Origin of the sequence: Paenibacillus sp. JJ1722 (assembly GCF_048282685.1) — a bacterium.
GTDB lineage: Bacteria > Bacillota > Bacilli > Paenibacillales > Paenibacillaceae > Paenibacillus > Paenibacillus polymyxa_B.
Map to the genome: position 1 here is coordinate 4,190,513 of NZ_CP182500.1, position 26,090 is coordinate 4,216,602.

The 26,090-nt window shown below is 43.2% G+C and carries 25 protein-coding genes; 3 read left to right on the forward strand and 22 right to left on the reverse strand.

Annotation, left to right across the window (positions count from 1 at the left end; translation table 11 throughout):
- Positions 1–18: 18 nt before the first annotated feature.
- From ACM1ND_RS18530 to ACM1ND_RS18550, 5 genes are all read right to left on the reverse strand, one after another.
- Positions 19–606: a restriction endonuclease gene (locus tag ACM1ND_RS18530; protein ID WP_028542537.1), complete on the reverse strand. Its 588-nt coding sequence runs from the start codon at positions 604–606 to the stop codon at positions 19–21.
- Between the two features lie 174 nt (positions 607–780).
- Positions 781–2,190 carry an aspartate ammonia-lyase gene (gene aspA, locus ACM1ND_RS18535; RefSeq protein ID WP_013311251.1) on the reverse strand — a complete coding sequence of 470 codons (1,410 nt, stop codon included), beginning with the start codon at positions 2,188–2,190 and terminating at the stop codon, positions 781–783.
- A 199-nt stretch (positions 2,191–2,389) separates the two neighbouring features.
- Entirely contained in the window at positions 2,390–2,920 is a 531-nt protein-coding gene (locus ACM1ND_RS18540) for a GNAT family N-acetyltransferase (RefSeq protein WP_076264705.1), read from the reverse strand.
- 109 nt (positions 2,921–3,029) lie between these two features.
- Positions 3,030–3,431, reverse strand: a complete 402-nt coding sequence (locus tag ACM1ND_RS18545; RefSeq protein WP_023989581.1) for a VOC family protein — start codon at positions 3,429–3,431, stop codon at positions 3,030–3,032.
- Between the two features lie 115 nt (positions 3,432–3,546).
- Entirely contained in the window at positions 3,547–6,930 is a 3,384-nt protein-coding gene (locus ACM1ND_RS18550) for an S-layer homology domain-containing protein (RefSeq protein WP_076264706.1), read from the reverse strand.
- Between the two features lie 306 nt (positions 6,931–7,236).
- Between ACM1ND_RS18550 and ACM1ND_RS18555 the strand changes: the two genes are divergently transcribed.
- Positions 7,237–8,391, forward strand: a complete 1,155-nt coding sequence (locus tag ACM1ND_RS18555; protein ID WP_418026433.1) for an aminotransferase A — start codon at positions 7,237–7,239, stop codon at positions 8,389–8,391.
- 528 nt (positions 8,392–8,919) lie between these two features.
- Here ACM1ND_RS18555 and ACM1ND_RS18560 read toward each other — a convergent pair.
- The 7 genes from ACM1ND_RS18560 to ACM1ND_RS18590 form a co-directional block, all read right to left on the reverse strand.
- Positions 8,920–9,993 carry an ABC transporter substrate-binding protein gene (locus ACM1ND_RS18560; RefSeq protein ID WP_023989584.1) on the reverse strand — a complete coding sequence of 358 codons (1,074 nt, stop codon included), beginning with the start codon at positions 9,991–9,993 and terminating at the stop codon, positions 8,920–8,922.
- Positions 9,990–10,811 carry an ABC transporter permease gene (locus tag ACM1ND_RS18565; RefSeq protein WP_023989585.1) on the reverse strand — a complete coding sequence of 274 codons (822 nt, stop codon included), beginning with the start codon at positions 10,809–10,811 and terminating at the stop codon, positions 9,990–9,992. Before ACM1ND_RS18565 ends, ACM1ND_RS18560 begins: the two co-directional genes overlap by 4 nt.
- Positions 10,801–11,613, reverse strand: a complete 813-nt coding sequence (locus ACM1ND_RS18570; protein ID WP_418026434.1) for an ABC transporter permease — start codon at positions 11,611–11,613, stop codon at positions 10,801–10,803. Before ACM1ND_RS18570 ends, ACM1ND_RS18565 begins: the two co-directional genes overlap by 11 nt.
- The gene (locus ACM1ND_RS18575; protein ID WP_028542542.1) at positions 11,603–12,712 is read right to left on the reverse strand and encodes an ABC transporter ATP-binding protein; all 1,110 of its coding nucleotides are present in this window, start codon (positions 12,710–12,712) and stop codon (positions 11,603–11,605) included. The genes ACM1ND_RS18570 and ACM1ND_RS18575 overlap by 11 nt, the downstream gene beginning before the upstream one ends.
- 75 nt (positions 12,713–12,787) lie before the next feature.
- Entirely contained in the window at positions 12,788–13,924 is a 1,137-nt protein-coding gene (locus ACM1ND_RS18580; RefSeq protein ID WP_418026435.1) for an N-acetyldiaminopimelate deacetylase, read from the reverse strand.
- Positions 13,925–14,105: 181 nt separating this feature from the next.
- Complete coding sequence (dapD, locus tag ACM1ND_RS18585) at positions 14,106–14,819, reverse strand: 2,3,4,5-tetrahydropyridine-2,6-dicarboxylate N-acetyltransferase (protein WP_013311259.1); 714 nt, start codon at positions 14,817–14,819, stop codon at positions 14,106–14,108.
- Positions 14,820–15,031: 212 nt separating this feature from the next.
- The gene (locus ACM1ND_RS18590) at positions 15,032–15,940 is read right to left on the reverse strand and encodes a hypothetical protein (RefSeq protein ID WP_023989589.1); all 909 of its coding nucleotides are present in this window, start codon (positions 15,938–15,940) and stop codon (positions 15,032–15,034) included.
- A gap of 233 nt (positions 15,941–16,173) precedes the next feature.
- Between ACM1ND_RS18590 and ACM1ND_RS18595 the strand changes: the two genes are divergently transcribed.
- Together ACM1ND_RS18595 and ACM1ND_RS18600 are read left to right on the forward strand one after the other, a co-directional pair.
- On the forward strand, positions 16,174–17,118 hold the full coding sequence (locus tag ACM1ND_RS18595; RefSeq protein WP_418026436.1) for a DMT family transporter: 945 nt from the start codon (positions 16,174–16,176) through the stop codon (positions 17,116–17,118).
- Between the two features lie 75 nt (positions 17,119–17,193).
- Positions 17,194–18,057, forward strand: a complete 864-nt coding sequence (locus tag ACM1ND_RS18600) for a sulfurtransferase (RefSeq protein WP_013311262.1) — start codon at positions 17,194–17,196, stop codon at positions 18,055–18,057.
- Between the two features lie 161 nt (positions 18,058–18,218).
- On the opposite strand, the gene ACM1ND_RS18605 is transcribed toward ACM1ND_RS18600, so the two are convergent.
- From ACM1ND_RS18605 to ACM1ND_RS18650, 10 genes are all read right to left on the reverse strand, one after another.
- A complete protein-coding gene (locus ACM1ND_RS18605) occupies positions 18,219–18,845 on the reverse strand; it encodes a class I SAM-dependent methyltransferase (protein WP_028542547.1) in 627 nt (208 codons plus the stop codon).
- A 21-nt stretch (positions 18,846–18,866) separates the two neighbouring features.
- Complete coding sequence (locus ACM1ND_RS18610) at positions 18,867–19,322, reverse strand: DinB family protein (protein ID WP_418026437.1); 456 nt, start codon at positions 19,320–19,322, stop codon at positions 18,867–18,869.
- Between the two features lie 23 nt (positions 19,323–19,345).
- Positions 19,346–19,894, reverse strand: coding sequence for a GNAT family N-acetyltransferase (locus tag ACM1ND_RS18615; RefSeq protein WP_060628786.1), 549 nt, complete (start codon positions 19,892–19,894; stop codon positions 19,346–19,348).
- A 46-nt stretch (positions 19,895–19,940) separates the two neighbouring features.
- On the reverse strand, positions 19,941–20,540 hold the full coding sequence (locus tag ACM1ND_RS18620) for a YdeI/OmpD-associated family protein (protein ID WP_418026438.1): 600 nt from the start codon (positions 20,538–20,540) through the stop codon (positions 19,941–19,943).
- A gap of 1,253 nt (positions 20,541–21,793) precedes the next feature.
- Positions 21,794–22,282 carry a hypothetical protein gene (locus ACM1ND_RS18625; RefSeq protein WP_418026439.1) on the reverse strand — a complete coding sequence of 163 codons (489 nt, stop codon included), beginning with the start codon at positions 22,280–22,282 and terminating at the stop codon, positions 21,794–21,796.
- Between the two features lie 165 nt (positions 22,283–22,447).
- A complete protein-coding gene (locus ACM1ND_RS18630; protein ID WP_418026440.1) occupies positions 22,448–22,972 on the reverse strand; it encodes a hypothetical protein in 525 nt (174 codons plus the stop codon).
- Between the two features lie 777 nt (positions 22,973–23,749).
- Positions 23,750–24,340 carry a hypothetical protein gene (locus tag ACM1ND_RS18635; RefSeq protein ID WP_418026441.1) on the reverse strand — a complete coding sequence of 197 codons (591 nt, stop codon included), beginning with the start codon at positions 24,338–24,340 and terminating at the stop codon, positions 23,750–23,752.
- Between the two features lie 108 nt (positions 24,341–24,448).
- Positions 24,449–24,784, reverse strand: coding sequence for a hypothetical protein (locus tag ACM1ND_RS18640; protein WP_418026442.1), 336 nt, complete (start codon positions 24,782–24,784; stop codon positions 24,449–24,451).
- Positions 24,785–24,921: 137 nt separating this feature from the next.
- The gene (locus ACM1ND_RS18645; protein ID WP_418026443.1) at positions 24,922–25,470 is read right to left on the reverse strand and encodes a DUF4375 domain-containing protein; all 549 of its coding nucleotides are present in this window, start codon (positions 25,468–25,470) and stop codon (positions 24,922–24,924) included.
- 178 nt (positions 25,471–25,648) lie between these two features.
- Positions 25,649–26,062 carry a GNAT family N-acetyltransferase gene (locus ACM1ND_RS18650; protein ID WP_418026444.1) on the reverse strand — a complete coding sequence of 138 codons (414 nt, stop codon included), beginning with the start codon at positions 26,060–26,062 and terminating at the stop codon, positions 25,649–25,651.
- Positions 26,063–26,090 lie beyond the last annotated feature (28 nt).

Genomic DNA, 26,090 nt, shown 5'->3' on the forward strand with positions numbered 1-26,090 from the left:
ATTCAGTCCCTTTTATGATTATCTTTCGCTCCATTTGGAAGCAATCACTTCGGTTTTACTTTCTATGAGATCCATGACTTCCTCGCGCCGTTTCGTCTTGAATAAATCAATCATGTCGATCAAGTCGTTGCGGTCTAATAATTTAACCCCGTTGACAGCAGCAAGTGTTTTACAGGATTCCGTGTACCGGCCGGAGGTGATGACGAGGGACTTGTCAGCTGCATAATAACGCATAGAGGTATAGATCTCCTGCACTGCTCCCAGGCCTACCGGATGTTGTACCCCATAACGTTTGGCCTGTATGACTACTCTGACGCCTTCACGGTCTGTAAAAACCAGATCCGCTCCAAAATCCCGGCTACTGGTTGTTTTATAGATGTCCTTATAGCCAAGCGCGGATAATAACCGTTGCAAATAAAGTTCAAATTCCGAGCCATCCTCCATACGATCTATATCCTGAATTCCAATTTTGCGTGGGTCCAGATCACGTAAAATCCGATTTCTGCGACTACGTATCAGTCCTCTGATGATGAGCGCAAACAACACTAAAAGTACAATGAGTCCTATTCCTAATTCCTTGTATGCCAATAATTTCTCTAGCAACATCCAACTCTCCCTTTTCTACCATAAGCGTAGCCATATCATCCTTGACAGGACACTCCCCTATGCACGCTGGCACCCGTATTACATCTGTGTTATCACATAACAATAGCCCCGCCAGATTCGACGGGGCTATCTTCGTCTTGCCTCAAAGCTGTCTAAACTCCATACTCCGCATCATTATTCGCGATTCAGCAAAGATTCTCCGGCAATACCAGGCTGAGTCATTTGGTACGGGTCCAATATAATGTCCAGCTCCTCCTCGGTCAGTACATTGTACAGCAAGCACAACTCACGCACCGATTTCCCAGTCGTAATTGCTTCGCGAGCAATACGTGATACCACCTCATATCCAAGATGCGGATTAAGCGCTGTAATAATGCCTACACTGTTCTCTACATATTCACGACAACGCTCCACATTCGCTTCAATCCCTTCCACACAATGAATGCGGAAGACGTGGAAGCCCTGCTTCATAATTTCCAGCGATTGCAGCAGATTGTAGACCAGTACAGGCTCCATCACATTCAGCTCGAGCTGACCAGCCTCTGAAGCCAAGCAGATTGTATGATCATTACCAATGACCTGAAAAGCAATTTGGTTAATGACCTCACACATCACCGGATTTACCTTGCCCGGCATAATGGATGACCCTGGCTGACGAGCAGGCAGACTCAGTTCTCCCAGACCTGCACGAGGTCCGGAAGCCATTAACCGGATGTCATTTGCCACCTTAGACATATTCATCATACAAATTTTCAAGGCAGCAGACACTTCAGTATAAGCATCCGTATTTTGTGTAGCATCTACAAGATTTTCGTCAGCTTCCACAGGGAAGCCACTGACTTCTGCCAGTACCTCTGCGACACGCTGAATATAACGACGGTCTGCATTCAGGCCAGTACCCACCGCAGTTGCACCCATATTAATCGTTAGCAGGTGCTGCTTGGTCGCACGGACGCGTCCGATATCACGACCCAGCACACGCGCATAAGCCTGAAACTCCTGCCCTAATCGTATGGGCACTGCATCCTGCAAGTGAGTCCGGCCCATTTTAATCACACTATCAAACTCATTTGCCTTCCGGGAAAATGCTTCCTGAAGCTCACTCATGGTAGCTAACAGCTTATCAATCATACTTAATACAGCCAAGTGTACGGCTGTAGGAAAAGCATCGTTCGTCGATTGCGCCATATTAACATGATTATTAGGACTGATCTCCTGATAATCTCCGCGTTGCTTGCCAATCAGCTCCAACGCACGGTTCGCAATCACTTCATTTGTATTCATATTAATGGACGTGCCTGCGCCGCCCTGAATCGGATCGACGATGAAATGATCATGCAACTGTCCTTGTATAATCTCATCAGCAGCCTGAATAATGGCCTCTGCTTTGGGGCGATGTAAACGGGTTAGTTCCATATTTACCGTCGCTGCTCCCTTTTTCACGATCGCCATGGCTTTAATCAACTCAGGGTGCAGTCTTTGGCCTGTAATTGGAAAATTTTCTTTTGCTCTCAGCGTTTGTACACCGTAATAGGCATCTGATGGCACTTCCTTGGTACCTAAAAAATCATGCTCCAACCTCATATTCTCTGATTCCTCCGCTGTGTTTGCTACGTTCTTCAATTCAGTACACCCAAATTGACATAAAAAGACCTTTTCTGATCCCCTCTTTATTATACGTTTCTATTCCCGTGCTTTTCCAGTCGAATAAACGCGGAAAAAACTATGTAATCCTATGACAAGTTATGATTACCCGTATATACCACAATTATTCGGTAAATGCTCAGCTATGACTAGAATACAGATTTAATGGCTTATAATAATATCGAGTGGCATGAAGCTGACCATCGGCTGATTGAGCATAACCCGGAATAACACCAGCTTCTACGAACCCGATCGACTCGTATAGTCCATTGGAGGGGTCACCCACCCGCGTATCGAGCACCAGTAACGTTCTATCCTGACTTAGTGCCTCTTCTTCCGCTACCTTCATTAACTGTCGTGCGATCCCCAGTCTGCGTCCGGACGGATGCACCATAAGCTTTGCAATTTCCGCACGATGAATAGCGTTAGCTTTTTGAGCCAAATGCAGCTGTACCGTCCCTACTGGTACTCCGTCCTTCTCAGCAATCCACAGAACTACACCGTCCTCAAGTACATTGTTCCAATAAGCTGCTGCTTCCTCATAACCTAATGGGGGTAAGAAACCTATAGATGCACCGTCTGCAACCACGTCGATTAACAGTCGACTCAGTGAATCTGCCAGGGCTTCGCTCAGAGCTTGAACAGGGTAGACTCTCATTTCGTTAGACATTGTGATTCCTCCCGGTGAGTTCGATAACATACAATAAAGAAAGCAAACTATCTTTTGAGGATAGCTTACTTTCCATAATACTTCGTTTACTTCATCATTCTTATTTCCATTACTGCTCTGCCATATAAAAGAACTCCCACAGATGACCATCCAAATCCTGAAAGCTCCATCCATACATAAAACCATGATCTTGAGGTTCGTTCGAGGGCTTGCCGCCTGCTTCCAAAGCCTTGTGGACGATCTCGTCCACCTTTTCTCGGCTCTCTACCGATAAGGCAACAATCGCTTCTGTACTTTTTGTAGCATCTGAAATTTCTTTTGTCGTGAACGCTTTAAAACGTTCTTCAACCAATAACATGACAAAAATATGCTCACTAACAACCATACAGGTTGCATGTTCATCAGTGAACTGAGCGCTGAATTCAAATCCGATGGTAGTGAAAAAATCAATGGACTGTTGCAGGTTTTTAACTGGTAAATTCACAAAAATTTGTTTAGCTGTTACTCCCACGACATTTCACCTCTTCATTCGTCATTCATTCTACTTTATCATACTACCTCTCCACAAAAGATAACTTAACTATCGTATAAAGTCAATCAATCTGACATTTGTGTAATGAAGTCTCCTATTCCCAATGTAGCTTATCCAGTGTGCGTGATAATACAATCGCTGCTTCTGCCCTCGTCACAGATGTATCCGGGCCAAAACGGCCTTTCTCGTCTCCCTTCATAATACCTAGTCCAGACAAAGTCTTCACAGCCGGAGCTGCCCATGTAGAGATCTCCTGCGCATCCGATAATGATACAGATATACTTTCACTCACTTCTCCTGTATGTTCTTCTGTGTTCCCAGCGAAGCGCAAGGCTCTCTCTATGATCACAGCCAGTTCCTCCCTCGATACCGGTGTATTAGGACGGAAGCTTCCGTCAGCATAGCCGTTGATCAGCCCGGCTGCTGCTGTGGTACGTACGGAATCCGCATACCACGATTCGGTTTGAACGTCGTCAAAGCTCGTCAGCGTGCGATCTGTACGCTCCAGTCCAAGCACACGAACCAGCATCGCTGCCAGTTCAGAGCGTCGCATCTGGCCTTCAGGCTCAAAATGCATGTTCGCTAAGTCCCTTTCATGAGTCGCACTAGCTGTAGACGCTGTTGAATCGGTCCCCGTCACAAGCAGGCGAGTCGCCAGCCGTGTAATGTCTTGCTGCGCCCAATGGCCGGATATATCCATGAACGTTCTGACTTCACCAGAAGCCCCGCCATCAAGCACAGCGTAAGTCCCTCCCGAACGTCCATACACGGTTATTTCCTCACTCGCAGCGTGAAAAGGAACAGGCTGATAGGACAGCTGTCCGGCTTGGTTGGTCGATACCTTCACTACAGCAAGCTGGTCTGCATCGACCGTTGCAGGAACACGTAACAGATAACGTTCATACCCACTACCAGAGTCTCCGTTACCTGCCAAAAGCTGTTTCCGTCCATCCTCGTTTCTCAGCTCAGCGGCGATATCCAAAGCCTGTAACAGTTTGCGCCCTGTCGGAACATCCAAGCGTTTAGCCAATTCTTCGTTCAAAGCGACGGAAACATTCAAGGAAATTTGTTTTACAGGCACCTGCCAGGTATCAGCCAGTTTCTGAAGAGACAAACGACTTGTTGCTACTTCATATCCACCTTGTGGCGTTTCCACTCGAAGGGTATGAATACGGTCGTTCAAGACGGCTCCCAAAGCTTCACCGTTTAAATGAACCTCGTACGTCCTCGCTTCTACTTGCTCCCCTGCACGGATCACAAGCGTACCCTTCGCGCCATTTTGAATGGCCTTTTGTATTTCAGCAGCTGTTACTTGAGCAACTGCCTTTTTCAGTCCGTTTTGCTCCACTCCGATCATTAAAGACTTGACTTGCACCACATTTGTACCAGACAGGCTGCTTCCATTGGGTACACTACTGGCAGTCTGACCCTGCCCATTTACCGTTCCATTCATGTTACTGCTACTGCTATTCCCAGCGTTGGCGTTTCCAACGTTATCCTGCTGATCCTCATCGTCATCGTCATCGTCATTTCGGCCACTCCCACCATCTGTTGGTGGTTCTTCCGTTTTGCGCGGCAAATCTATTTGCGCAACCAACGGATCATGATCGCTTACCCGCCCGTCCGCCGCACTAAAGTCTGCATTCATATGAACGATATCCAGCACGGATGTTTTGCTCAGTGACGGGCTGACCAGCATATGATCCAATGTTTGCGAGTTACCTTCATAAATATAGGAGTACCGTTCCTTTTCATCCAAGTTGTCAATCAGATTGGTCAATCCCTGCCCCCGTAGCAAAGCCAGCGTTTCCGAAAATTGAAAATCATTCAGGTCACCGAGCACCACTATATTGGCCTTAGGGTTCACTTGCAGTACCGACTTTACAAAGCCATTCACAATCGTTGCAATCTTCGCACGCTGTATTTCGCTGCTTCGCACAGGTGGCTGAATTCCTCCAAATGGCGCTTGATCGCCCCCTTTGGAATTAAAATGGTTAGAGACCACAATCACCTGCTCGCCTTCAAACTCAAATTCAGCGGCCAACGGCTTGCGCGAGTCTTCAAATGACGCATTCAGGGGATCAATCCGACCCGGGTTGAGAGAGAGTCCCTGCACTCCATAAGTGACAGACGTAACTGAATCCCCCTTGGGCTTGTCGGTCAGCGTAACACGTTGCGGATTGTACAAGAAGCCAACACGGATGTTGCCACCGGGGGCACCGCCATCCTTATTATTTTCAGGGGCAATATCTGTAAAAGCGTACTCCGGGCCTCCATGAGCACGAATCGCCTCTATGAGCACTCGGAAGCTTTCGGAAGCGTCTGTGGTGCCATCGTCTTTCTCACCGTTATTATCCTGCACTTCCAGCAATCCTATGATATCCGGATGATTCAAATTTACGGCAATAGCCTGCCCCAGCTGATCTATTCGTTTTCCATCACCGGGATCGAAGTTTTCCACATTAAAAGAAGCTACTGTCAGCTTACGATCATCGCGTAACAAACGCGTGTTGGCTGGCTGGAGGCCGCCAGGTACAACATCCGGCATACGCTCTGGCAGCAGCTTATAATTGCTAAAGCTATAGCTCACCACACCTGTGATAGGACCCGCAAAACGATCGCCTGTCTTCAACGATGTCGAAGGCTTCGCATCAATCAGAATCCGTTGCGGGTTCAGACTTCTTTCTGTCAGCATGAGTCCGCCTGCCTCCGTTACAACCTCACCTGTGTTTGGACCGTTATCAATTCGGACTGGAATTTCATAACCATAAGGACCAATCACAGTGGCATCCTTCAACTCTACACGCATGCCTTCCAGGCTTTCGAAAAAGTCCAAGCCATCCTCCTGTGGATCAAACACCTTCATTCCGTCATTATCCACAACAGATGTCGGCATCACACGTCCCTGTTCACCTAGCAAAATTGGAGATGGCGATGGACGGTCATTGGCAATTACCTTAACCGAAGAAGCCACAATTTCTGTGGTCGTCAAGTCGATTGGCTTACTTGCATATGTTCTTTCCGTGTATTCCTTCACCGAACCGCTAACCCTTACCTCATCCCCTACCTGTGCACCGTGACTAGGCTTGTACACTAAAATGGCCTCGGATGTTTTTTCATCCTGATCCACTTGATCATCCATCTCTTGGATATAGAAGCTGCTCCCCTTCACCATTGTGACAACGCCTTCAATATCCGCTACTTTTTGTCCTTCATATGGAGAACGGTGTGCTACCCCCTGTATATCGTGGATGCGAAGCTTTTTAGGAAAATAGACATCTGCATATACACTTGCCCCTACAGTTACGGGTGAAGGTTGCACCTCTTTTCCTGCAAAAGATGCAGGCTCTGCCGAAGCTTTTCCACTGGACAACCCTACCGGCCCTCCAGCTGAAAGCACCAGTATGACACTGAGCCATGTGATTCCGAACCTTTTTAATTTCGTGGGTAATATTTTTACTATGTATTCTTGTTTCATCAAAAGATACTCCCCTCCCCATTTTTACTATGATTACGCTTACAAATATATTCTTCTTTTAAGATACCATAAATTAGTCAATTTAGTACCTGAATTATGTAAGGATTTTGAAAAATTCGATTCCAGTCGCTCCAAAGTGCAATATATAGACGCACTAGACCACTTCGGTCTATATATTGTTCATTGGAAGTCGCTTATTGGATGTTTGCAAAGCCATCATATAAAAATGAATTCTTCCTGCCGTAGCATATTCAGATCAAATTATTGTAAACTTGTTCTAATACAGAAAAAGGTGGCACATACGCTATGGAGCATTTGCTTAACGATCAGGTTAAAAACATTCAAATCAGCGGCATCCGCAAAATCGCCAACAAAGTTGCCGCATTACCCGGAACCCTGTCATTAACGATCGGACAGCCGGATTTCCCTACCCCTGCGCATATTATGGAAGCAGCCCATCGGGCCATTAACGAAGGACGCACCTCCTATACACCTAATCCAGGACTGCCGGAATTACGAGAAGCCGCAGTGACGTTTGTAGCTCGTAAATACGGCCTGAATTACCGTGGACAGGATGAGGTTATCGTAACGAATGGAGCCAGTGAAGCGCTGGATATTACTTTACGCACGATTTTGTCACCCGGCGATGAAGTTGTTCTACCTGTCCCGATCTACCCAGGGTACGAGCCATTGATCCGTTTGTCAGGCGGCATTCCTGTGTTTGCCGATACCCGCAGTAGCGGCTTCAAGCTCACGGCCGAGGTGCTGGAGCCTTATCTGACCGAACGGACAAAAGCAATCATTCTCGGATATCCTTCGAATCCAACCGGACGAGTGATGAGCCGTGAAGAACTGGAAGCGGTCGCGGATTTACTGAAGGAGCGTGATCTGTTTATCATTTCGGATGAAATATACAGTGAACTGATTTACGATACCCCCCACGTGTCCATTGCAGCTCTACCAGGTATGCGGGAGCGTACCATCGTCATCAACGGTCTGTCCAAATCACATTCCATGACGGGATGGCGCATTGGTTTTACACTTGCACCCGCTGAAATTACACAGCACATGGTCAAAGTCCATCAGTACAACGTAACCTGTGCCAGCTCGATTAGCCAATATGCTGCCCTGGAAGCCTTGACCACTGGTGTCGATGATGCACTTCCGATGCGTGAGGAATACCGCAAGCGTCGTGATTATGTACATGGAAGGCTGACAGACATGGGTATCCCGCTGGAGAAACCCGAGGGAGCCTTTTACCTTTTCCCTTCCATCGCGCATTTTGGATTAAGCTCTATGGATTTTACCTTGAAGCTGCTGGAAGAGCATGGAGTGGCTGTCGTACCTGGAGATGCCTTTTCTTCCTATGGCGAAGGATACATTCGCTTGTCTTATGCTTACGGGCAGGATGTGCTGGAGCAAGGGTTGGATAAAATAGAGAGGTTTGTTAGAGGGTTATAGGGAGTTAAGGCGGGAGGAGGCGCTACGCAGTCCATTTGATCTTCCGATCGCTGTTGCTGGGGGATTCTTGGATTGGATAAAACATTTATAGGTAAGAATCCCACAGCAAAAGCGAACACTACCGCTTCTCCAGATTCAAATGGCCCGCTTCGCTCACTGCCCGCCTTAAAGTCCCACAATTCTCTAACGTGTGTGGGAGACGCAGGGGTAAAAAAATACTCACCGCTTTGCGCGGTGAGTAAACATAAAAAAGGCCTCTGAGCCACCCGTACAGGTGGCTCAGAGGCCTTTTCGCTCTTCCACTACTCCCACCGGCTATCGGCGTAGGGATTAATGGGTGCGTACCTTTAAGCACGGTGCAGCGGAGGGGGCGGAATGGTGCTGGACAAGCGGAGCGGTCGCCTTTAAATTCCGATTTTCACCTTTAAATATTCAATCATAAAAATCGGAATTTAACAGCGATGGTAAGCACCATCCGCCACCGCAGCGACCTTTAAAGCACCAACCCCTAATCCCAACGCCACTCCCCTACTTTAAATGCATTTTGAATTGCAGGAACAATTCATTATAATGAGCGAGCATGCGCTTGCCTAGATTGTTGTATACTTCCAGCTTATCTGTAATTTCGGACGGAGGGTAAAAACGCTCGTCGCCAGAGATATCTTCAGGCAACAACTTCTTTCCATCCTCGTTGGGTGTGGAGTATCCTACAAACTCGGCATTTTGAGCGGCTACATCGGGCTGCATCATGAAATTGATGAACTTATGGGCCGCATCCACATGGGTAGCGGTTTTTGGAATAACCATATTATCAAACCACAAGTTGGAGCCTTCATCTGGCACGATGTAATCGAGCTTCTCGTTCTCATCCATGATTTCAGACGCATCACCGGACCATACAACCCCGGCAGCAGCTTCCTCGTTTGCCAGCAGCATTTTAATCTCGTCACCGACAACCGCTTTGACATTAGGCGCTAATTTCTCCAACTTCGTCAAAGCCTGCTGTAAATGTGCCTCATTCGTATCGTTCAAGGAATAGTGAAGGCTGTTCAGTGACATCCCTACGACTTCCCTCGCACCATCAACCAACAGTAGGTTATTACGTAGCTTTGGATTCCACAGACCGTTCCAGCTATGAAAATCAATGCCTTTCGTCAGCTCCGGGTTAAACACAATCCCGACTGTACCCCAAAAATACGGTACCGAGTATTCATTATTCGGGTCAAACGAAAGGCTTAGAAAATGAGAATCCACATGCTTCAAATTCGGCAGCTTGCTGTGGTCCAACGGGAGCAACAAGTGCTCCTGCTTCATTTTAGCCAAAGCATATTCCGAGGGAACCGCTACATCAAACGAAGTTCCTCCCTGCTCGATTTTCGTCAGCATCGCCTCATTGGAGTCAAAGGTCTGATAAATGACAGTAATCCCCGTCTCCTTCTGAAACCGTTCCAACAGCTCGGGGTCAATGTAGTCTCCCCAGTTATACACCGTCAGTGTGTTGCCACCGGAGTAGCCTTGACTGGAATTAAGCCATGCTGCAACCCCCATCAGACCAAACGAGATGATGAAAATGGACAGAAACACGCGCACAAGTGACTTCATCTAGGCACCCCCATTTCTGCCGCAGGCTCTTTTTTACCATTACGATTCGCCTTGCGCATAATAAAGTAGTAACCCACCACCAGCAGCACAGTAAACAGGAAAATGAGCGTGGATAGCGCATTGATGGACAAGGAAACCCCTTGACGGGCACGTGAGTATATTTCCACCGATAAGGTCGAATAGCCACTACCTGTCACAAAAAAGGTCACCGCAAAATCATCCAGCGAGTATGTTAACGCCATAAAGAAGCCCGCATAAATCCCTGGCTTGATAAAGGGTAGAATCACCTTGGTCAGCACATCCATTCGGCTGGCACCCAAATCACGCGCGGCATCGACCAGAGATGGACTCATTTCCTGCAACCTCGGCAAAATCATAATGACCGCAATCGGCACACTAAATGCAATATGGGATAATAAAACGGAGTAGAAACCCAGCTTAATCCCGACCATCGTGAACAAAATGAGGAAGGAAGCGCCAATAATGACGTCCGGGTTCACGATCAATACATTATTGAGCGACAGCATCGTGTTTTTGACTCGACGGTTCTGCATCTGATGAATAGCCAGCGCCCCCATAATGCCAATAATCGTAGCCAACGCAGACGACAGCAAAGCAATCACCAAGGTGTTAATGACAATAATGATCAAACGGGTGTCTGCAAACACCTCTTTGTAATATTGGAGTGTAAAACCTTCAAACTCATGCATCGTCCCGCCACTGTTGAAGGAATAGTACATCAAATACAAAATAGGTGCGTACAACACGAGAAAAACAATCACCAAATAAATATTCCCGAATCGGTTTTTATTTACCATGCCGCACCCTCCGTTTCGTTCCAGAGGTGAGCAGCATAATGATCCCCATCGCCAAAATCAGGAACACGGCAACCGTAGAGCCCATACCCCAATCCTGAGTAACCAGAAAATGCTGCTCTATCGCCGTCCCCAGTGTAATCACACGGTTACCTGCAATCAGGCGGGTAATCATAAACAGCGACAACGCTGGAATAAACACAGCCATGCAACCGGATCGCACACCCGCAAGCGTTAACGGGAAAATAACCCTGCGAAACGCGGTCCACTTGGAGGCTCCCAAATCACGGGCTGCGTCCAGCAATGAAGGGTTTAAACCTTCCAACGCGTTATAGATAGGCAAAATCATAAAAGGCACAAAAATATAAACCGACACAAACACAAAGCTGGAGCTGGTAAACAATAATTGCTGACCTCCCAACCCAACCATACCTAACACCGAATTCACCGGCCCATAGGTACCAAAGATCCCGATAAAAGCATACGTTTTGAGTAGCAAGTTAATCCAGGTCGGCAAAATAATGAGCAACAGCCACAGCTGCTTATGCTTGGTGCGTGTGAGCAAATATGCCGCCGGGTAAGCAACTAACAGTGAAAATACAGTGATCAGAAATGCATACCAGAACGAGCTAAGCGTCATGCTCAAATAAACAGGTGTCAGAAACTGAGCGTAGTTGTTGAAGGTGAGATGACCATCCACATCAAATAATGAATAGTAAAACACAAGTACAACCGGAGCTGCCACGAACAGCACAATCCATAAATAGTAAGGCAGCAGATACGCTGCTCTTGTATTACCGGACATGCTGATCCACCTCTTCATAGGCTTCCAGACGCCGATCAAATTCTTCCTCTGTTTCCCCGAACCGCATCACATGGATCGCTTCCGGGTCAAATCGCAGACCGATTTCACTGCCCAGCTCCGCCTTTTTGGTAGAATGCACGAGCCACTCCTGACCCGAATCATCATAGCAGCTTATTTCATAGTGAACACCTCGGAACAATTGGGTATCCACTTTTACACGTAGCTTGCCTTCAGCCACACTCGTAATCTCCAAGTCCTCTGGCCGGATCACAATTTCAATGGGCTCGTTCGGACGTAATCCTCCGTCAACACATTCAAACTGTCGACCGTTAAATTCCACTTGGTAATCCGCAATCATCCGTCCTGGGACAATATTGGATTCGCCGATGAAATCAGCAACAAACCGATTAATCGGCTCATCATAAATATCATTAGGCGTACCACTCTGCTCAATCTTACCTTTGTTCATGACAAAAATTTCGTCCGACATGGCCAGCGCTTCCTCCTGATCATGCGTAACGAAAATAAAGGTAATTCCAAGGCGCTGCTGCATTTCGCGCAAAATGTACTGCATTTCTGTACGCAGCTTTAAATCCAGTGCAGACAACGGTTCATCCAACAACAGAACATCAGGCTCATTGACGATAGCCCGTGCGATGGCTACACGCTGACGCTGTCCCCCGGACATCTCAGAAATTTCTCGCTCACCGTAGCCTTCCAGATTGACAAAGGACAACGCCTGTGTCACCTTCTCCTGAATGTCCTTTTTGTTCATCTTTTTGATGCGCAGACCAAAGGCTACATTTTCAAACACATTCAGATGCGGAAATAGCGCATAATCCTGAAAAACCGTATTGACCTGCCGCTCATTGGCTGGAACACGATTAATGAGTTTTCCATTCAAATAAATAGAGCCTTCTGTCGGTTCCGCAAAACCTGCAATCATACGCAGAATCGTCGTTTTACCACAGCCGGAAGGACCCAGCAGTGTATAAAATTTACCACGCTCAATCTCAAAGCTAACGTCCGCCAGCACTGGGGGATCGTTGTCATATTGCTTGGTCACCCGTTCAAATCGGATGATGGTTTGCTCTCCCATAACACCCTCCTTCAAAAATTCGACTTCATTCCATTTCATTCTTTTCATTAAACATAATTATTCAGGGCGTATCATTTACCCTTGAGACTTCCATGTAAAATAGTCTGTCAGCACACGAATGGCTACACCAATCGCTTCCTCCGCAGGCTCCAGCTTCGCATGATGCAAACCATAAGGCGTATCAACACCAAGCCAGAACATCAGACCGGGAATTCGCTCCAGAAAATACCCAAAGTCTTCTCCGGTCATCGCTTCTCCGCATTCAATAAGCTGCACATCCTGCCGATTACGGACCCAGTTCATAAATTCCTCGGTCACCTGAGCTTCATTGTACACTTGCAAATAGTTTGAGCCATAGTGAATCTCTGCATGGCATTCAAATCCAGCTTCAACACCGCGTACCAGCGCTTCAATCCGTGATTTAACCAGCATCATTGTATCGGCTGACAACGTTCGAATCGTACCCTCCAAACGGGCGGTTTCCGCTATAATATTTTGCTTCGTGCCTCCGCTAACCTTACCCACGGTAATGACCGCTGCATCGAGTGGATTCACATTACGGGCTACAACCGTCTGTAATTGTCCCACCAGTTGGCAAGCAGCTACTACCATATCATTCGCCTTGTGTGGATACGCAGCATGCCCGCCCATACCCTTCAGGTCGATGAAAAGCTCCGACGTATTGGCAAATAGGATGCCCGGGCGAGTCGCAATTGTACCGACAGGATATTCAGGTGCAACATGCAGCGCGACAATTTCATCGGGTATCCAGTCTGCCAGCTCCATGCTGTCCCGCATAGGCAAGGCTCCGCCCGGTCCTTCCTCAGCAGGTTGAAACAGCACAACCAGGTCATCCTTAATCGGATGGCTTGCAAAGTGAGTAACAATTCCCAATCCAATCGTCATATGTAAATCGTGTCCACAAGCATGCATATAGCCGGGATGGGTCGAACGAAAATCGTACCCTGTCTCTTCTTCAATCGGTAAACCATCCATATCACAACGATATCCATAGCGGTGTTCAGGAGCTGTTCCATGAATGAACACTAACACGCCCGTACGCCATGTACGAATTTCCAACCGCTCCTGAGGGAGCGTTTCCAAATAATCCAGCAAATATTGCTGTGTTTTGTATTCCTCAAAACCTGGCTCGGGAATTTGGTGTAAATCTCTTCGTATTTGGACAAAAGAACGATAGTCGACCGTACTCATTACCGCTACGCCTCCTCTTTATAGCTCATCAGCTCTTATCTGGCAAAAGAACAAAAGGACAAAAGCCCGGCGCAGCCGCCGAGCCTTGTCCGTTGTGCTTCGTCCCTAAGTTATGCTGTCAGTGCATCATGCTTCTGACAAGGAATCGTTCACCTTTGGTACATAAAAAACTTTTGCCTTCTTACAGAACGCGCAGTTCTTTCAAAATCTCAGTTTTAGATTTGGTCTTATCGTCGACCTGTTTGATCACACGTGCAGGTGTACCCGCCACTACGGAGTATTCAGGCACATCCTCAGTTACGACAGCTCCAGCTGCAACAACTGCACCTTTACCAATTCGCACGCCTTCCAATACGACCGAATTCGCACCGATCAATACATCGTCTTCTACTACAACTGGCTGTGCAGATGGTGGTTCAATGACACCCGCCAGGACAACGCCTGCACCGATGTGACACATGTTACCTACTTTAACACGACCGCCCAGCACAGCATTCATATCAATCATCGTGCCTTCACCAATGGTGACACCGATGTTAATCACTGCACCCATCATGATGACTGCGTTGTTACCGATGCCAACCATATCACGAATATATGCGCCTGGCTCAATGCGGGCATTGATGCCTTTCAGATCGAGCATAGGAACAGCAGAGTTACGGCGGTCATTTTCCACCACATAGTCTTCTTCTTTCGCGTTTGCGCTATCCAGTACAGGCTTGATATCAGCCCAATCCCCAAATACAACACCACTGTCTCCAGAAATAAAGGCTTGAACATTCTCGCCAAAAGATGCGGAAGCCAAAGCTCCTTTTACATATACTTTAACAGGCGTCTTTTTCTTGCTGTTTTTAATCACGTTGATGACTTCTTGTGTATTCATTTCGATGGACATAGTAAATCTAACAACTCCTTCATCGCTTCATACGACTTCGCAAGCCGGAATGATCTTATTCTCTCATCCTTTATAGCACAAAAGTGCAGGTCTCGCAATTATAGATTAGACCCTTATAGCTCTAACCTAGCCCTTAAAATAACTATTTTCAGCGGCATGACTGCCTTAAATTCATAATTGTAAGCCGCCGACCACCCCACACCAAAGTAGGGTTATTTATTAGCTTGCAGGCTCTCCAGCGATGTATAAATGAAGGATTCGAATCCTTCAGCAGGTTCACCTTGTGGAATGTTCACTTTCACGATGAAACCGCCTGTTTTATTTTCTACAACAATATATTGTTGTGTGATCTTCGAACCGCTCACTTGCAAGAACAGACGGCTGCTGGTCAGCTCTTGAGGGACGGATGCTTTGTCCAGCTTTTGCACCTTGCCGATGGAAGCTAGATCCTTTTCGCCTTCTTTTTGAAGCTCATCCAGATTAAAATCGGAGGGCAGCTTTGTAATTTCAGCATAATAGTTATCATCTACAGCCAAGGCAACACGGTTTTGATCGGGAAACAGGGACATCGGATCAAACACATACAGTGAATATCCCTCTCCTTTTGCCAATGTTGCTGTCTGCTTTTCCTTTTTTCCTTCAAGGGTAAGCTCAAAAGCTTGAGTTTTCGAGCGTTCCCCGCCTACTGCTTGACTGGAACTTCCGTTTTGACTGCTATCTGTTGCAGCCTCTGTTTTTTGTATTTTCGTTAAAGTCAGTTGTTTCGCCGTCGCGTCGCCCTCTACTGCTTTCTCGTTATATTCAAACGCTACTGTATCGCCTTCTTTAAGACCAGCTATTACCGTGTCCAGTCCCTCCCCCAATTGGAAGGATTGGGCTTCGCCATTGGTTTCAATTTCAACCGTATGGGGGTCAGCAGCTCCATTGTATACACCTGTGCCTTTTTTAACCTCCGGCTCAGCGATTGGCTCCGGTTTAACTTGCGGCTGCTGTTGCGTTTGCGGTTGGTCTGACCCTTGAGGTGCGGTGTTATTGGTTTGCGGTTTCGTTCCACAGGCTGACAGAGCCAGCACTGCCACTACAGTCAGTAGTATGATTGAAAATGTGTTTTGTTTTTTCATAAAATCCACCTCCACTATGATAGACGAGCTTGTGCAGCAAAAGTTCTACGCAGCATCTCACTTAAAATCCTACCTCCTGCTCCCGTTTATAATATTCTCAGGATTTTGCAAAATCCTAATACCACGGGAATGTCAGGTACGGTATAATGGGCTGTATTAAACCTATTTTTCGAGATACCGCTTGGAAGGAACATAGACGTATTTACTTTCTTCCATACGGATGGAGCTGCCACATGAATCAAGCACACAAACCGTCGTTTTCCTTTGAATTATTGTACATCGTAGGTATTATCGCTATTTCGTTCTCCTCGATCTTCGTAAGATGGTCTGAAGCCGAGGTGTCCGTCATCGCTATGTACCGTTTGTACCTAACCAATCTGATCATGCTGCCTTTGGTCTGGAAGTACCGCACTGAGCTGTTTAGCCTGACCCGCAAGCAGTGGATGCTGATCCTCTGGCCCGGTATTGCGCTGGGGCTGCATTTTTTGCTCTGGATGGGCTCACTGCGACTGACCACCGTTGCAAGCTCTACCGTTATTATGACATTGGAGCCGATCCTTGTCATGCTCGGTTCTTTTTTGTTTTTCCGGACGGGCACGAATCGCGCTATGCTCATCGGAATGGGTATGGCTTTTATCGGCTCACTGGCCATCGGAGCTGGAGACTTCCATGTCTCGGGACAAGCCCTGCTCGGGGACGCACTGTCCTTCTTGGGTATGGTAGCCGTGTCCATCCATATGCTAATGGGCAAGCATCTGCGCGAGCATTTGAGCGCGTTTGTGTATAATTTTTGGGTTTTCGCCATCGCAGCCACCTCACTTGCGCTGTATAATGTGGTCAATGCTATTCCTTTTACCGGATACGCTCCACGGGAATGGGGACTGTTCCTGCTGCTTGCCATTGTGCCTACGCTGTTCGGACATTACCTGTTTAACTGGCTGCTCAAATACATTAACGCCACCGCGGTGTCGATGGCGGTACTCGGCGAGCCCGTTATTTCTTCCCTGCTAGCTTGGATGCTGCTCGGGGAAAGGCTGTCTACTTTACAATTTGGTGCAGGCTTTTTCATCCTGTTCGGGGTATGGATTTTTATCCGATACGGAGCGGATTTTAAAAAGAAAGTCATCCACCAAAGTGAGTTGCCCGACACTGAGCATCCCCTGAAGGCCAGCTCTTAACTTATTTACCCCATTTTCATAAACCATACTCAACGGATTAAATTTACTGTTAAATAAAGGAAGGCGGAATCCTCTATGAAATCCATCGTATCCAAACGCTGGCTGCTGGCCCGATTGTATGAGCCGGACATGATCATTGCTGACTGCCGTTCCCTGCTCGGACAAGCCGGGGCTGGACGGACTCAATTTAATGAAGACCATATTCCAGGGGCGGTTCACTTCGATTTGGAAGAAGACCTTACTGCTCCTCTTGGTGAGCATGGTGGTCGCCATCCATTACCTGATGCGGATACACTTGCCGCACGTCTGAGTCGTGCCGGGATCAACGCATCTTCACGCATCGTCGCTTATGATGACCAAGGCGGTATGATGGCTTCCCGCTTCTGGTGGCTCCTGCGCTATCTCGGGCATGAGCAGGTGTACGTACTGGAAGAAGGCTACAGTGCCTGGAAGGAAGCAAAATTCCCCGTTACGGCAGATCAGCCGATTCGCATTCCCTCGACCTTTGTGGCAAATGTTCAGCAACAAATGCTCACAAGTATGAAAGAAATACAACATATATCCGAAGATTCTGCTCCTGTTGGCTCCTATATCGGTTTTTCACCTATACTGATCGACTCCAGAGAGCGGCCGCGCTACCTGGGACTGGAAGAGCCCATAGATCAAGCTGCGGGGCATATCCCCGGTGCGGTGAATTACTTTTGGAAAGAAGTATTGGACGAAAAAGGCAGCTTTAAAAATGCGGAACAATTGCAGCAGCACTTTGCCGACCTTGATCCAAACGCAGAAATTATCGTGTATTGCGGTTCTGGCGTATCCGCCTGTCCCAACGTACTCGCCTTGAATGAAGCTGGATTTAGTAAGGTCCGTTTATATCCGGGAAGCTGGAGCGACTGGATCAGCTATGAGGAGAATCCGGTGGCGACCGGGGAGGAATAAAAAGTTTTCAACGGATATACAGGTTCTAAATACAAATACACTGTCCTAGCGATTAGGCTTACGGCAGTGTATTTGCTTTGTTCAAAAGTACACAAAAAATCAACTTGAGCTGAGTGAAGCAATAAAACGATGTAGAAGAAGTTGCTTGCTTCTTAGAATAGCTATCCAATCTTTTGAACAAATATATATCTTAATTCATATTTTTTCTGTTGTTTTTCTGCATATATTAGAGTCTCTCTTATGGAACCCGTTTCTAATATATTCAAATCATTAAAATGTCCTTTTAAATCTTCTTCAGTAAAGAAGTGAGCATATTTACCCTTCTTGTATTCGTATGTTCCTTCTTCAATTTCCCTACCCACACCATTATTAAAATCACAATTAGAAAAACATGTGAAATACATTACTCCCAATTCCTTCAAATGCTTCACGCAATTCTGTATCAGTTTTTTTCGGTCTTCTAACAAAAATAAATGCAATAAATCATAACAATATATTCCATCATATCTTTGGCATGTACTAAACTCTAATACCGATTCTTGAATAAAATTCGTTTTTAAGTCCCATTCTTTTGCTAGATTTATAGCTGAACTAGATATCTCAATTCCATCAACCTGAAAATAAGAAGAGAACGCCTTTGTATTTCTTCCATATCCAGCACCAGGAACCAAAATATCATGTACATTATTCTTTTTGAACAAATCTATAGCTTGGGTTACAGTTTGACTTGGTTCACAACCCCAAATCATCCCTTCTTCAGTAAATCTTTTGTTCCAATAATCCCCCATATGATTCACCCGCCTATATACTCACATAGCTCTTCTTTTAAGCTCATCAATCTGTCTTATGTGATGTTGATCATGCCAGATAAAATCTCTTAAATATGATATTACAGTAAACTTCCCGTCAGCATATTCTTTAGTAAACTTGTCGTCTTCAAAACTTTCTATACTCTCCAATATCATGTTACGGTACTGAATAGTCAATTTAATTAATTCTTCTTTCGTTTTTGTTTTTCCATATTCAATAGCATCCTGATTAAATTTATCAAAATCAATACGTGTTAATGTCAGAGGTTTATTGTTTAATATGGGACTTATTGCTGCTTCAAAAAAGTATTTATCCCACAGTAGTATATGACTTACGATATCCTGAACTGACCATTTACCTTCAGCAATCGTTATTTGCCAATCCATTTCACGAATCTCAGAAACAAAACGGATCCATTCTTTGAACTCCTCTAGTAACCGTGACTTCTCATTCATGGTATCACGCTCCTTTTTTCAAATTATTCATTGTTCCTTTGCCATTCATCTGCTAAAATCGCATATTGATATGCATTATGCCAAATGGGTTGTCCTTCTTCCGTTTTATTAAAAAATGCTTTCTTCATATGGTGACCTTCTTTTCGCATCAACAAGCGCTCCAATAATCTCCATGATGAAGCGTTTTCTGGATTACACATCGCAATAATCCGATGAGCCTTTAACTCTTCAAATCCATATTGCAATACTCTTCTACTTGCCTCAGTAGCATATCCATTTCCATAGTATCTTGGGTTGAATATGTATCCTATTTCCCATGTTAAAAACTCAAACGGTACGGTTTGATTAAAATAAATGTGTCCTATCATTTTATTGTTTTCTCTTAATACAACTGCCATAAAAATATTGCTTTGCGATCGTTCCAATGTCATCTGCTTACAATCTTCCTCATTACAAACTTCCCCAGGTTCATACTTCAATACTTCTTCTATTGATAAGTAATCATGTAGGTCATTCCAATCATCAGATCGAAAATTTCTTATAAGTAATCTTTCTGACTCTAAATCTATCATAATTATCGCCTCTGATACGTTTATTTAGCCTTTGCCTGAATTACTTTTAACGATCATTTAATCCCTCTCCATTGAGAATTTTCTGCATACATTTTTCAACCCTTGACTCCCGAGTTTTAGATTGTTTGGGTGCAGAAAAATACATAACGTATGCTCTTTGCCGTCCTGGCGTCAATGCATCAAAAGCAGTTTTCAAGGCAGGATTCTCATCTAATTTATCTTGAAATTCTTCAGGAAATATGAGTTCTGTATTCTTTTTAAAATCCACTTTCAAACTGGCTTTTTCCACTTCAATGGCTTCAACAATATAGGTCTTCAAAGTGGTTTCCATCTGAACGATTTCTCGAACATGGGTGAACCGAATCTGGCGCCCCGCCTGCGTATCCTCCCCAGGTTTGATTAAAATACCATTGGGATCATTTAACAAGGCACCTTTGAAAAACATAAGCGCACAGTGTTCTTTAAATCCTTGTATTATAACTATGTTACTATTCTGAAAGGTGTAGCAAGGTTTACCCCACTTCAATTCTTCAGTCAGTTGGCAGTCAAGCATGATCACTCTCAATTTCTCCATTTCTTCCTGCCACTTTTTCACTTTACTTAAATATACATCTACCTTAGAATTCATTTTATCTCTATTTGTCATGTTAGTCCCCCTTATTGTTTTTGCTCATAATGTTTATGTATATACTAAAATAGAAGAAATCACGATATGATCCAACTCTGTAAATAGGAAATAATCAAATCTATTTCCTTTTGAATTGCTATCTTCATTTTACCTCAAGAAGAATATTCTTTGAATGGCGTATAACGTTCTTGTATCAACGACCCGAGAGGCCTAAGGGAGCACCGCGACCGGGTCCGACGGACTTAGCCTCGCAGGGTTGTGAGCTGAATTCCTTCTCTACCTACCTTTTCTTGCAAACCAAGCGCAAAGCCCTCCTCTGGGAAAAGCTTTTTTAGCACATAACCAATCTCTTCTGGATCAAATAACATACTACCTGGAACAATTCTTTGAAGATTCCGAGCTCTCGTTGTTTTCCCCGAGCAAATGCTCCATTAATCTTTATTATCATTTGTAACTCCTAATTATTGAATTTATTAGTTTAGACTGAATTCATATAATGTCTCTGTATTCACGAACCCGAAGGGTTGTCTGCTGAAAATCTCTCACCGAAATTCATTTTACAGAGCTAGGTTCCATCAGGAGCCGCAGCTTGAATATTATGTTATCAGACGTAACACCTTCTTCGAGCTCACTAACACAACATCAACTTCTTCGATTCACTTACAAAATCAGCCCTTTACCATCTTCTCCTTCGAATTGCTTATAAATTCTAAATCAACTATCTTATCAGTAACCTCCTAATTGCAGGAAAAAGCATGAAAATTCCAACATTTAATTGTAATCATAATCTCTTAATGATAGCTCTCGAACAATTTTTCTACCGTCCTTTATTCTCAGAATTTGCATCGGTTTATCATGTATCCAACCATGCTTTATACAATACTCAATTAATATGGATTTTATTAAAGGTCTATATAAGTTAATGTAATAACATTCTTTCTAGTCGAACGAAATTTCAATAAAGGAAGTTTTATACTTCCTTGAATAATCTCTAAACAATACCTCATAATTTTCTCGTCAACAACGCAAATAAATTCACAATTTATAACAATAATTGATATTTTTTTTAAAAATACTTTCATCACCATTCAACTCAACACTATTTTTATCAGCAATTATCTCTAATAACGTTTTCCCAATTCACAAAATCCACTAGGAGTTATCTACCCCTAAGCAGATCTCAGGAGCCTGCGACGCCGCGTGAATCAGATGTTATCACATGAACACGCCTCTTACAGATACTGCTGTACTTTTTTGATTTTTTAATTTCATTATTTCTTTAACCACATAAAATACCATTTCTTTTTTCTTTGGTGATTATTGTGTTTTTTTATTTTCTTATAGAGATACTCAAAATGAAATGCATACAAAACATTGTCAACTCTTCTTTTATCAATATAACTCTTCAATGCTTCATAACATTTTGTTACTCCATGTCCTGACGATCCCTTAAAAATATAAAAAGGTAAGTTTCTATATTTAACCATCAAACCCCACTTATTGAAAAAATTACATACTATAGATGGATATGCACTATTTTCATATTCAAAAATCTCGTTTGCGATATGTTTTCTATTGAGTATATTTTTTCTAGCTTGAATCAACTCATTGCTATCCCCTTCTTTGTAGTATTCTTTTATTACATCCATTTGGACCTTTTTTTTATTCCATTTATTTAATAAAAAACCCAAAAACGAAAGTCCCACTGTAACTATTGCTGTAAAAATTGAAACTATTACTTGAATTTTTTGAATATTCATTTAACCTTCTCCTCAATGCATAGCCCCGTGTTTTTCCGATAACGTTTTGGTATTCATGAATCCCAAAGGGGTTGTAATCAGAAATGTCTCCCCTCGAAATCCATCCCGCAGACCAAGGCTCCGTTAGGAGCCGCAGTTTGAATATTATGTTATATGCTGTTGCTACTACTTAGAATCTGCATCAAATTTATTAATCTGTTGTGTATTTTCTATTCTTAGTTTTTCTATGTGTTCATTAATTATATTTTGCCCTTCAATTGAATCAAGAAATTCTCTGACCTCATTATCTATTGTCCTTCTCCTATTATACAAAATGGATTGTGCTTTTTCGGTTTTAAACCCAATTAGTGTTATTGCTATACCTAAGCTAATTAGTGTAAAGGCGTCACTAAAAGTATTAACTTCTTTGACAGAAATATTGATCTTTATATTAGGCAAAACGATTATAGCCATCACCGCACACCCAAGAAATATAGAACGTAAACTGAATAGAAATTTACTTAGCATGAATCCTTTCTTTATCCATATGCCTTCAACAATAAATTCCAGCAAGTCATATAGTATAAGAAAGAACGCTGCAATTGAGATATATAACAACCATTTTCCAGTAGCATTCATAAAGGGGGTTAGTCTTAATACTGATAAAATAATAAAACCAACTCCAGTTATCTTAGTGAAAGTTGTGGTCAAGATACTCTCCTCCTATTATACCTTTTAGGCTTTGGGAATTGTAGATAACGTTCTTGTATTCACGAATCCTCACTGGCTTAAGTGACGCCAGCCCCGGCCGTGATGCGGTTAGACAATGCAGGGTTGGTTACCTGGATCCGATTCTACGAAATACCTCGTGTAGACCAAGGGGTGTCAATGACGCAGCGTAAATATGTTGTTATCTGATGCATAGTTCTTCGAATAATCTCTGTAATATTGTGTTCTCTGTGTTGTTGACTCCTTTAACCATTCTTTTAACCCATCTGTACTTATATAAATATCAGTTCCAATTCTAATAATGGGAAACATCTTGCCAGAATAAGAACCAGTGGTCTTTAATATAGTTTCTTCACTAAATATGATTGTTCTTACTTGGGGTTCAGTTATATTCAAGTATTCAGCTGTTTCTTTGATTGTCATTAGTGGTTTATATTCTTTTTGATTTGTTCCGTCTTTATTCAGTTCTTTGTCTCCAGTGTGACTAATAAAAAAGCCACTAATAACAATTGATAAACCTAATATTGAAGGAACTAATTATTGTACTTAGATTTAGTCGTTTCATTGCCTTTGCCTCCTATAAATAAATTAATCATTTAATCGTATTTCAGATAACGTTTCTGTGAGCCCTAAGGGTTGTCTGCTGAAATCCCTCTTTGAGATAAATCTCATTTGGCAGATCAAGGACCACACGGACCGAAGCGTGAATTAATGTTATCAGAAGTTCATTTTTTCCGAAATACTTCCAAGATGTTGCCTCTATATATTCTTTATTCTACTTTTTTTCGTATTATTCAATTCGATCTGTTGTATACAACTCATTATTAAAACTATCAATAAAGAAATTATAACTTCCCATTTCAATATTAATAATGTTTCTGAATCAGGCTGCAATATACTTTGAGAAGATAGACCCCAATTTATGTAGTTTAGGGCATGTGATAATAATGTTGAAGTTGATATTAATATCCAATTCTCTATAAAGCAATAATTGTTATGATCTTTATTGAACCATCCATTAATAACTACTAAACAAAAAGGAATAATAATGGTTGTTCCAATTGCAGAAAAGAAAGTAACAATCCACAATTCTTCAAAAACATTTATCAACATCCAAATAGGTAACAAAGTTAGATGAAATATAACTATTGGCAAGATATTAATTGTAAAAAGGTTTCTTCGTATTATTGCAACTAGTTTTGTAATTTCTATCCCTCTTTCTATTGTGTTTTTAGCTAAAGAGTTTCTGATAACTGACTTCTTCAAAGTCTCTCTGGCAGACCAAGAGCTCTGCATGACCCGAAGCATGAATATTGTGTTATGCGGTTCCTCTGCTCTCCAGATCAACATTCCAACGCTCTGCTTGCTTCTGTTAATTCATCATTGGCCTCTAAATATTTTAATATTTTTTCAATATCATCGTAGTCCATTGTTTTCGTTATAATAAGATGTTTAATATTAAATCCTGGTATTTCCATTTCTTTTTTTAAAGTTATTTACCAATTTTTGAGGGGTTGTCACCAAACTCCATCGTTCACTTCCATCCGAAAAAGTAAGGGTCACCTCCACCAAATCAAACTCCTTTGGATCATCATCAAACTTCCATCTTTCTAAATAAGGCACTTCTATATTTCCCTCAATAAAATGAGCTTTTGATATCCAAACTGCTTTTCCATGGTTTCCAATAATTCTATACTTGTCCCCATCTTCTTTTTTTACGATGTATTTATTGCCCCTTGTAAGTGCATGAGCATAAACGCCTATACTTATACAAGTTATGATTGGTCCCTCCATCAATTCACTTCCATACCGTATTTAATCTAAATGAAATCCGCATCTTCCTATCAACTGTTTATTTTCTTACCGGACCGAGGGTGTATTCAAGACGCCCAGCGCATGCTGGGTTAGATGATACCACGCACTTCTACGAGTTACTTACAAACACCCTTAAGCTCTTTCAACAATACAATCCAGTTGTCAGAAAGATAACCAATTAAGTATTCAAAAATATCCCTATCTATTGAATATATATACAGTCCATCAGCCAACTCTTCAATTCTTTCAAGTAGCCTTTCATTAATGTCATGTCTCTCTTCAAATGTTGTAACTTGATATGGTTCTAATTTTATTTGCCCATTAAAATTAATACCTTCAATGAGCTCTTTTATCTCCTCCATAATAGACGAATCTTTTTCTGATTTAATTAGCTTTAAAGCAGAAATTGTTTCATTCAAGTACTTTCCAGTGGGATTTTCCAGAAACCCGAAGACTCCATTCATTGATAATTCTGTATCAAAATCTATTAATAAAATAATAGTCCTCAAAGATTCTGGTACCTCATAAATCATGTCTCTTATTGAGCTAGCCTCTTCTCCGTAGATAACACTACCCATGTGTTCCACAAGATCTGTAGCCGAAAAGTTGTTATGGGGCGGAATTAGTAGCTTTACAACATGATTTAGGGTACTCATCATATTCATCTTGATTTCATAGTTTTAGTTTTGCATGGTTTCATCTAACGTTTCTGTATTCCTGAACCCAAAGGGGTTGTCTGCTGAAATCCCTCTTCGAAATTCAACTCCCAGACCTAGGCTCAATTGTGGACGCAGCTTGAATATTATATTTTAAATGTCACTTCCTTCATTGGTTTACTCGACGTCAATTTTTGTTTAAATCCTTTGTCAGTATTATTTCCAGAGGTTCGTTCTCAAGCATTAAACATCCAGCATCTCTATATCCAAGCTTTCTATAAAAATGTTGGGCTCCTTCATTTGACTGTGTTGAGGTCATGACCATTTCAAATCCTTTTTGTTTCATTGACTCTTCCCAATACTGGACAACTTTTTTACCAATACCTGTTCCTCTATACTCCTCATCTATCCATATCATATTCATAAATGGTGTGTTGTCCCAAAAAAATCCATATCTCATCCAACCTATTTCTTGATTGGATTCTCTGATTATTAGAATTTCATTTTCTTTTATTTTTGGTCTTATCAGTGTCTTATGTATGTGCTTGTCTCTTAACGAGATATACTCATAATCTGATTCAATCGCAAAATCAATCTTCATTGTAAATCCTCCCTTTCACTCTTTTCAT

What these genes read in the sequence shown, in the direction of transcription:
- ACM1ND_RS18530 (WP_028542537.1), bottom strand. Translation starts at nt 606, where the DNA reads ATGTTGCTAGAGAAATTATTGGCATACAAGGAATTAGGAATAGGACTC.
- aspA (WP_013311251.1), bottom strand. Translation starts at nt 2,190, where the DNA reads ATGAGGTTGGAGCATGATTTTTTAGGTACCAAGGAAGTGCCATCAGAT.
- ACM1ND_RS18540 (WP_076264705.1), bottom strand. Translation starts at nt 2,920, where the DNA reads ATGTCTAACGAAATGAGAGTCTACCCTGTTCAAGCTCTGAGCGAAGCC.
- ACM1ND_RS18550 (WP_076264706.1), bottom strand. Translation starts at nt 6,930, where the DNA reads ATGAAACAAGAATACATAGTAAAAATATTACCCACGAAATTAAAAAGG.
- ACM1ND_RS18555 (WP_418026433.1), top strand. Translation starts at nt 7,237, where the DNA reads ATGGAGCATTTGCTTAACGATCAGGTTAAAAACATTCAAATCAGCGGC.
- ACM1ND_RS18560 (WP_023989584.1), bottom strand. Translation starts at nt 9,993, where the DNA reads ATGAAGTCACTTGTGCGCGTGTTTCTGTCCATTTTCATCATCTCGTTT.
- ACM1ND_RS18565 (WP_023989585.1), bottom strand. Translation starts at nt 10,811, where the DNA reads ATGGTAAATAAAAACCGATTCGGGAATATTTATTTGGTGATTGTTTTT.
- ACM1ND_RS18570 (WP_418026434.1), bottom strand. Translation starts at nt 11,613, where the DNA reads ATGTCCGGTAATACAAGAGCAGCGTATCTGCTGCCTTACTATTTATGG.
- ACM1ND_RS18575 (WP_028542542.1), bottom strand. Translation starts at nt 12,712, where the DNA reads ATGGGAGAGCAAACCATCATCCGATTTGAACGGGTGACCAAGCAATAT.
- ACM1ND_RS18580 (WP_418026435.1), bottom strand. Translation starts at nt 13,924, where the DNA reads ATGAGTACGGTCGACTATCGTTCTTTTGTCCAAATACGAAGAGATTTA.
- dapD (WP_013311259.1), bottom strand. Translation starts at nt 14,819, where the DNA reads ATGTCCATCGAAATGAATACACAAGAAGTCATCAACGTGATTAAAAAC.
- ACM1ND_RS18590 (WP_023989589.1), bottom strand. Translation starts at nt 15,940, where the DNA reads ATGAAAAAACAAAACACATTTTCAATCATACTACTGACTGTAGTGGCA.
- ACM1ND_RS18595 (WP_418026436.1), top strand. Translation starts at nt 16,174, where the DNA reads ATGAATCAAGCACACAAACCGTCGTTTTCCTTTGAATTATTGTACATC.
- ACM1ND_RS18600 (WP_013311262.1), top strand. Translation starts at nt 17,194, where the DNA reads ATGAAATCCATCGTATCCAAACGCTGGCTGCTGGCCCGATTGTATGAG.
- ACM1ND_RS18605 (WP_028542547.1), bottom strand. Translation starts at nt 18,845, where the DNA reads ATGGGGGATTATTGGAACAAAAGATTTACTGAAGAAGGGATGATTTGG.
- ACM1ND_RS18610 (WP_418026437.1), bottom strand. Translation starts at nt 19,322, where the DNA reads ATGAATGAGAAGTCACGGTTACTAGAGGAGTTCAAAGAATGGATCCGT.
- ACM1ND_RS18615 (WP_060628786.1), bottom strand. Translation starts at nt 19,894, where the DNA reads ATGATAGATTTAGAGTCAGAAAGATTACTTATAAGAAATTTTCGATCT.
- ACM1ND_RS18620 (WP_418026438.1), bottom strand. Translation starts at nt 20,540, where the DNA reads ATGACAAATAGAGATAAAATGAATTCTAAGGTAGATGTATATTTAAGT.
- ACM1ND_RS18625 (WP_418026439.1), bottom strand. Translation starts at nt 22,282, where the DNA reads ATGAATATTCAAAAAATTCAAGTAATAGTTTCAATTTTTACAGCAATA.
- ACM1ND_RS18635 (WP_418026441.1), bottom strand. Translation starts at nt 24,340, where the DNA reads ATGTTGATCTGGAGAGCAGAGGAACCGCATAACACAATATTCATGCTT.
- ACM1ND_RS18640 (WP_418026442.1), bottom strand. Translation starts at nt 24,784, where the DNA reads ATGGAGGGACCAATCATAACTTGTATAAGTATAGGCGTTTATGCTCAT.
- ACM1ND_RS18645 (WP_418026443.1), bottom strand. Translation starts at nt 25,470, where the DNA reads ATGAATATGATGAGTACCCTAAATCATGTTGTAAAGCTACTAATTCCG.
- ACM1ND_RS18650 (WP_418026444.1), bottom strand. Translation starts at nt 26,062, where the DNA reads ATGAAGATTGATTTTGCGATTGAATCAGATTATGAGTATATCTCGTTA.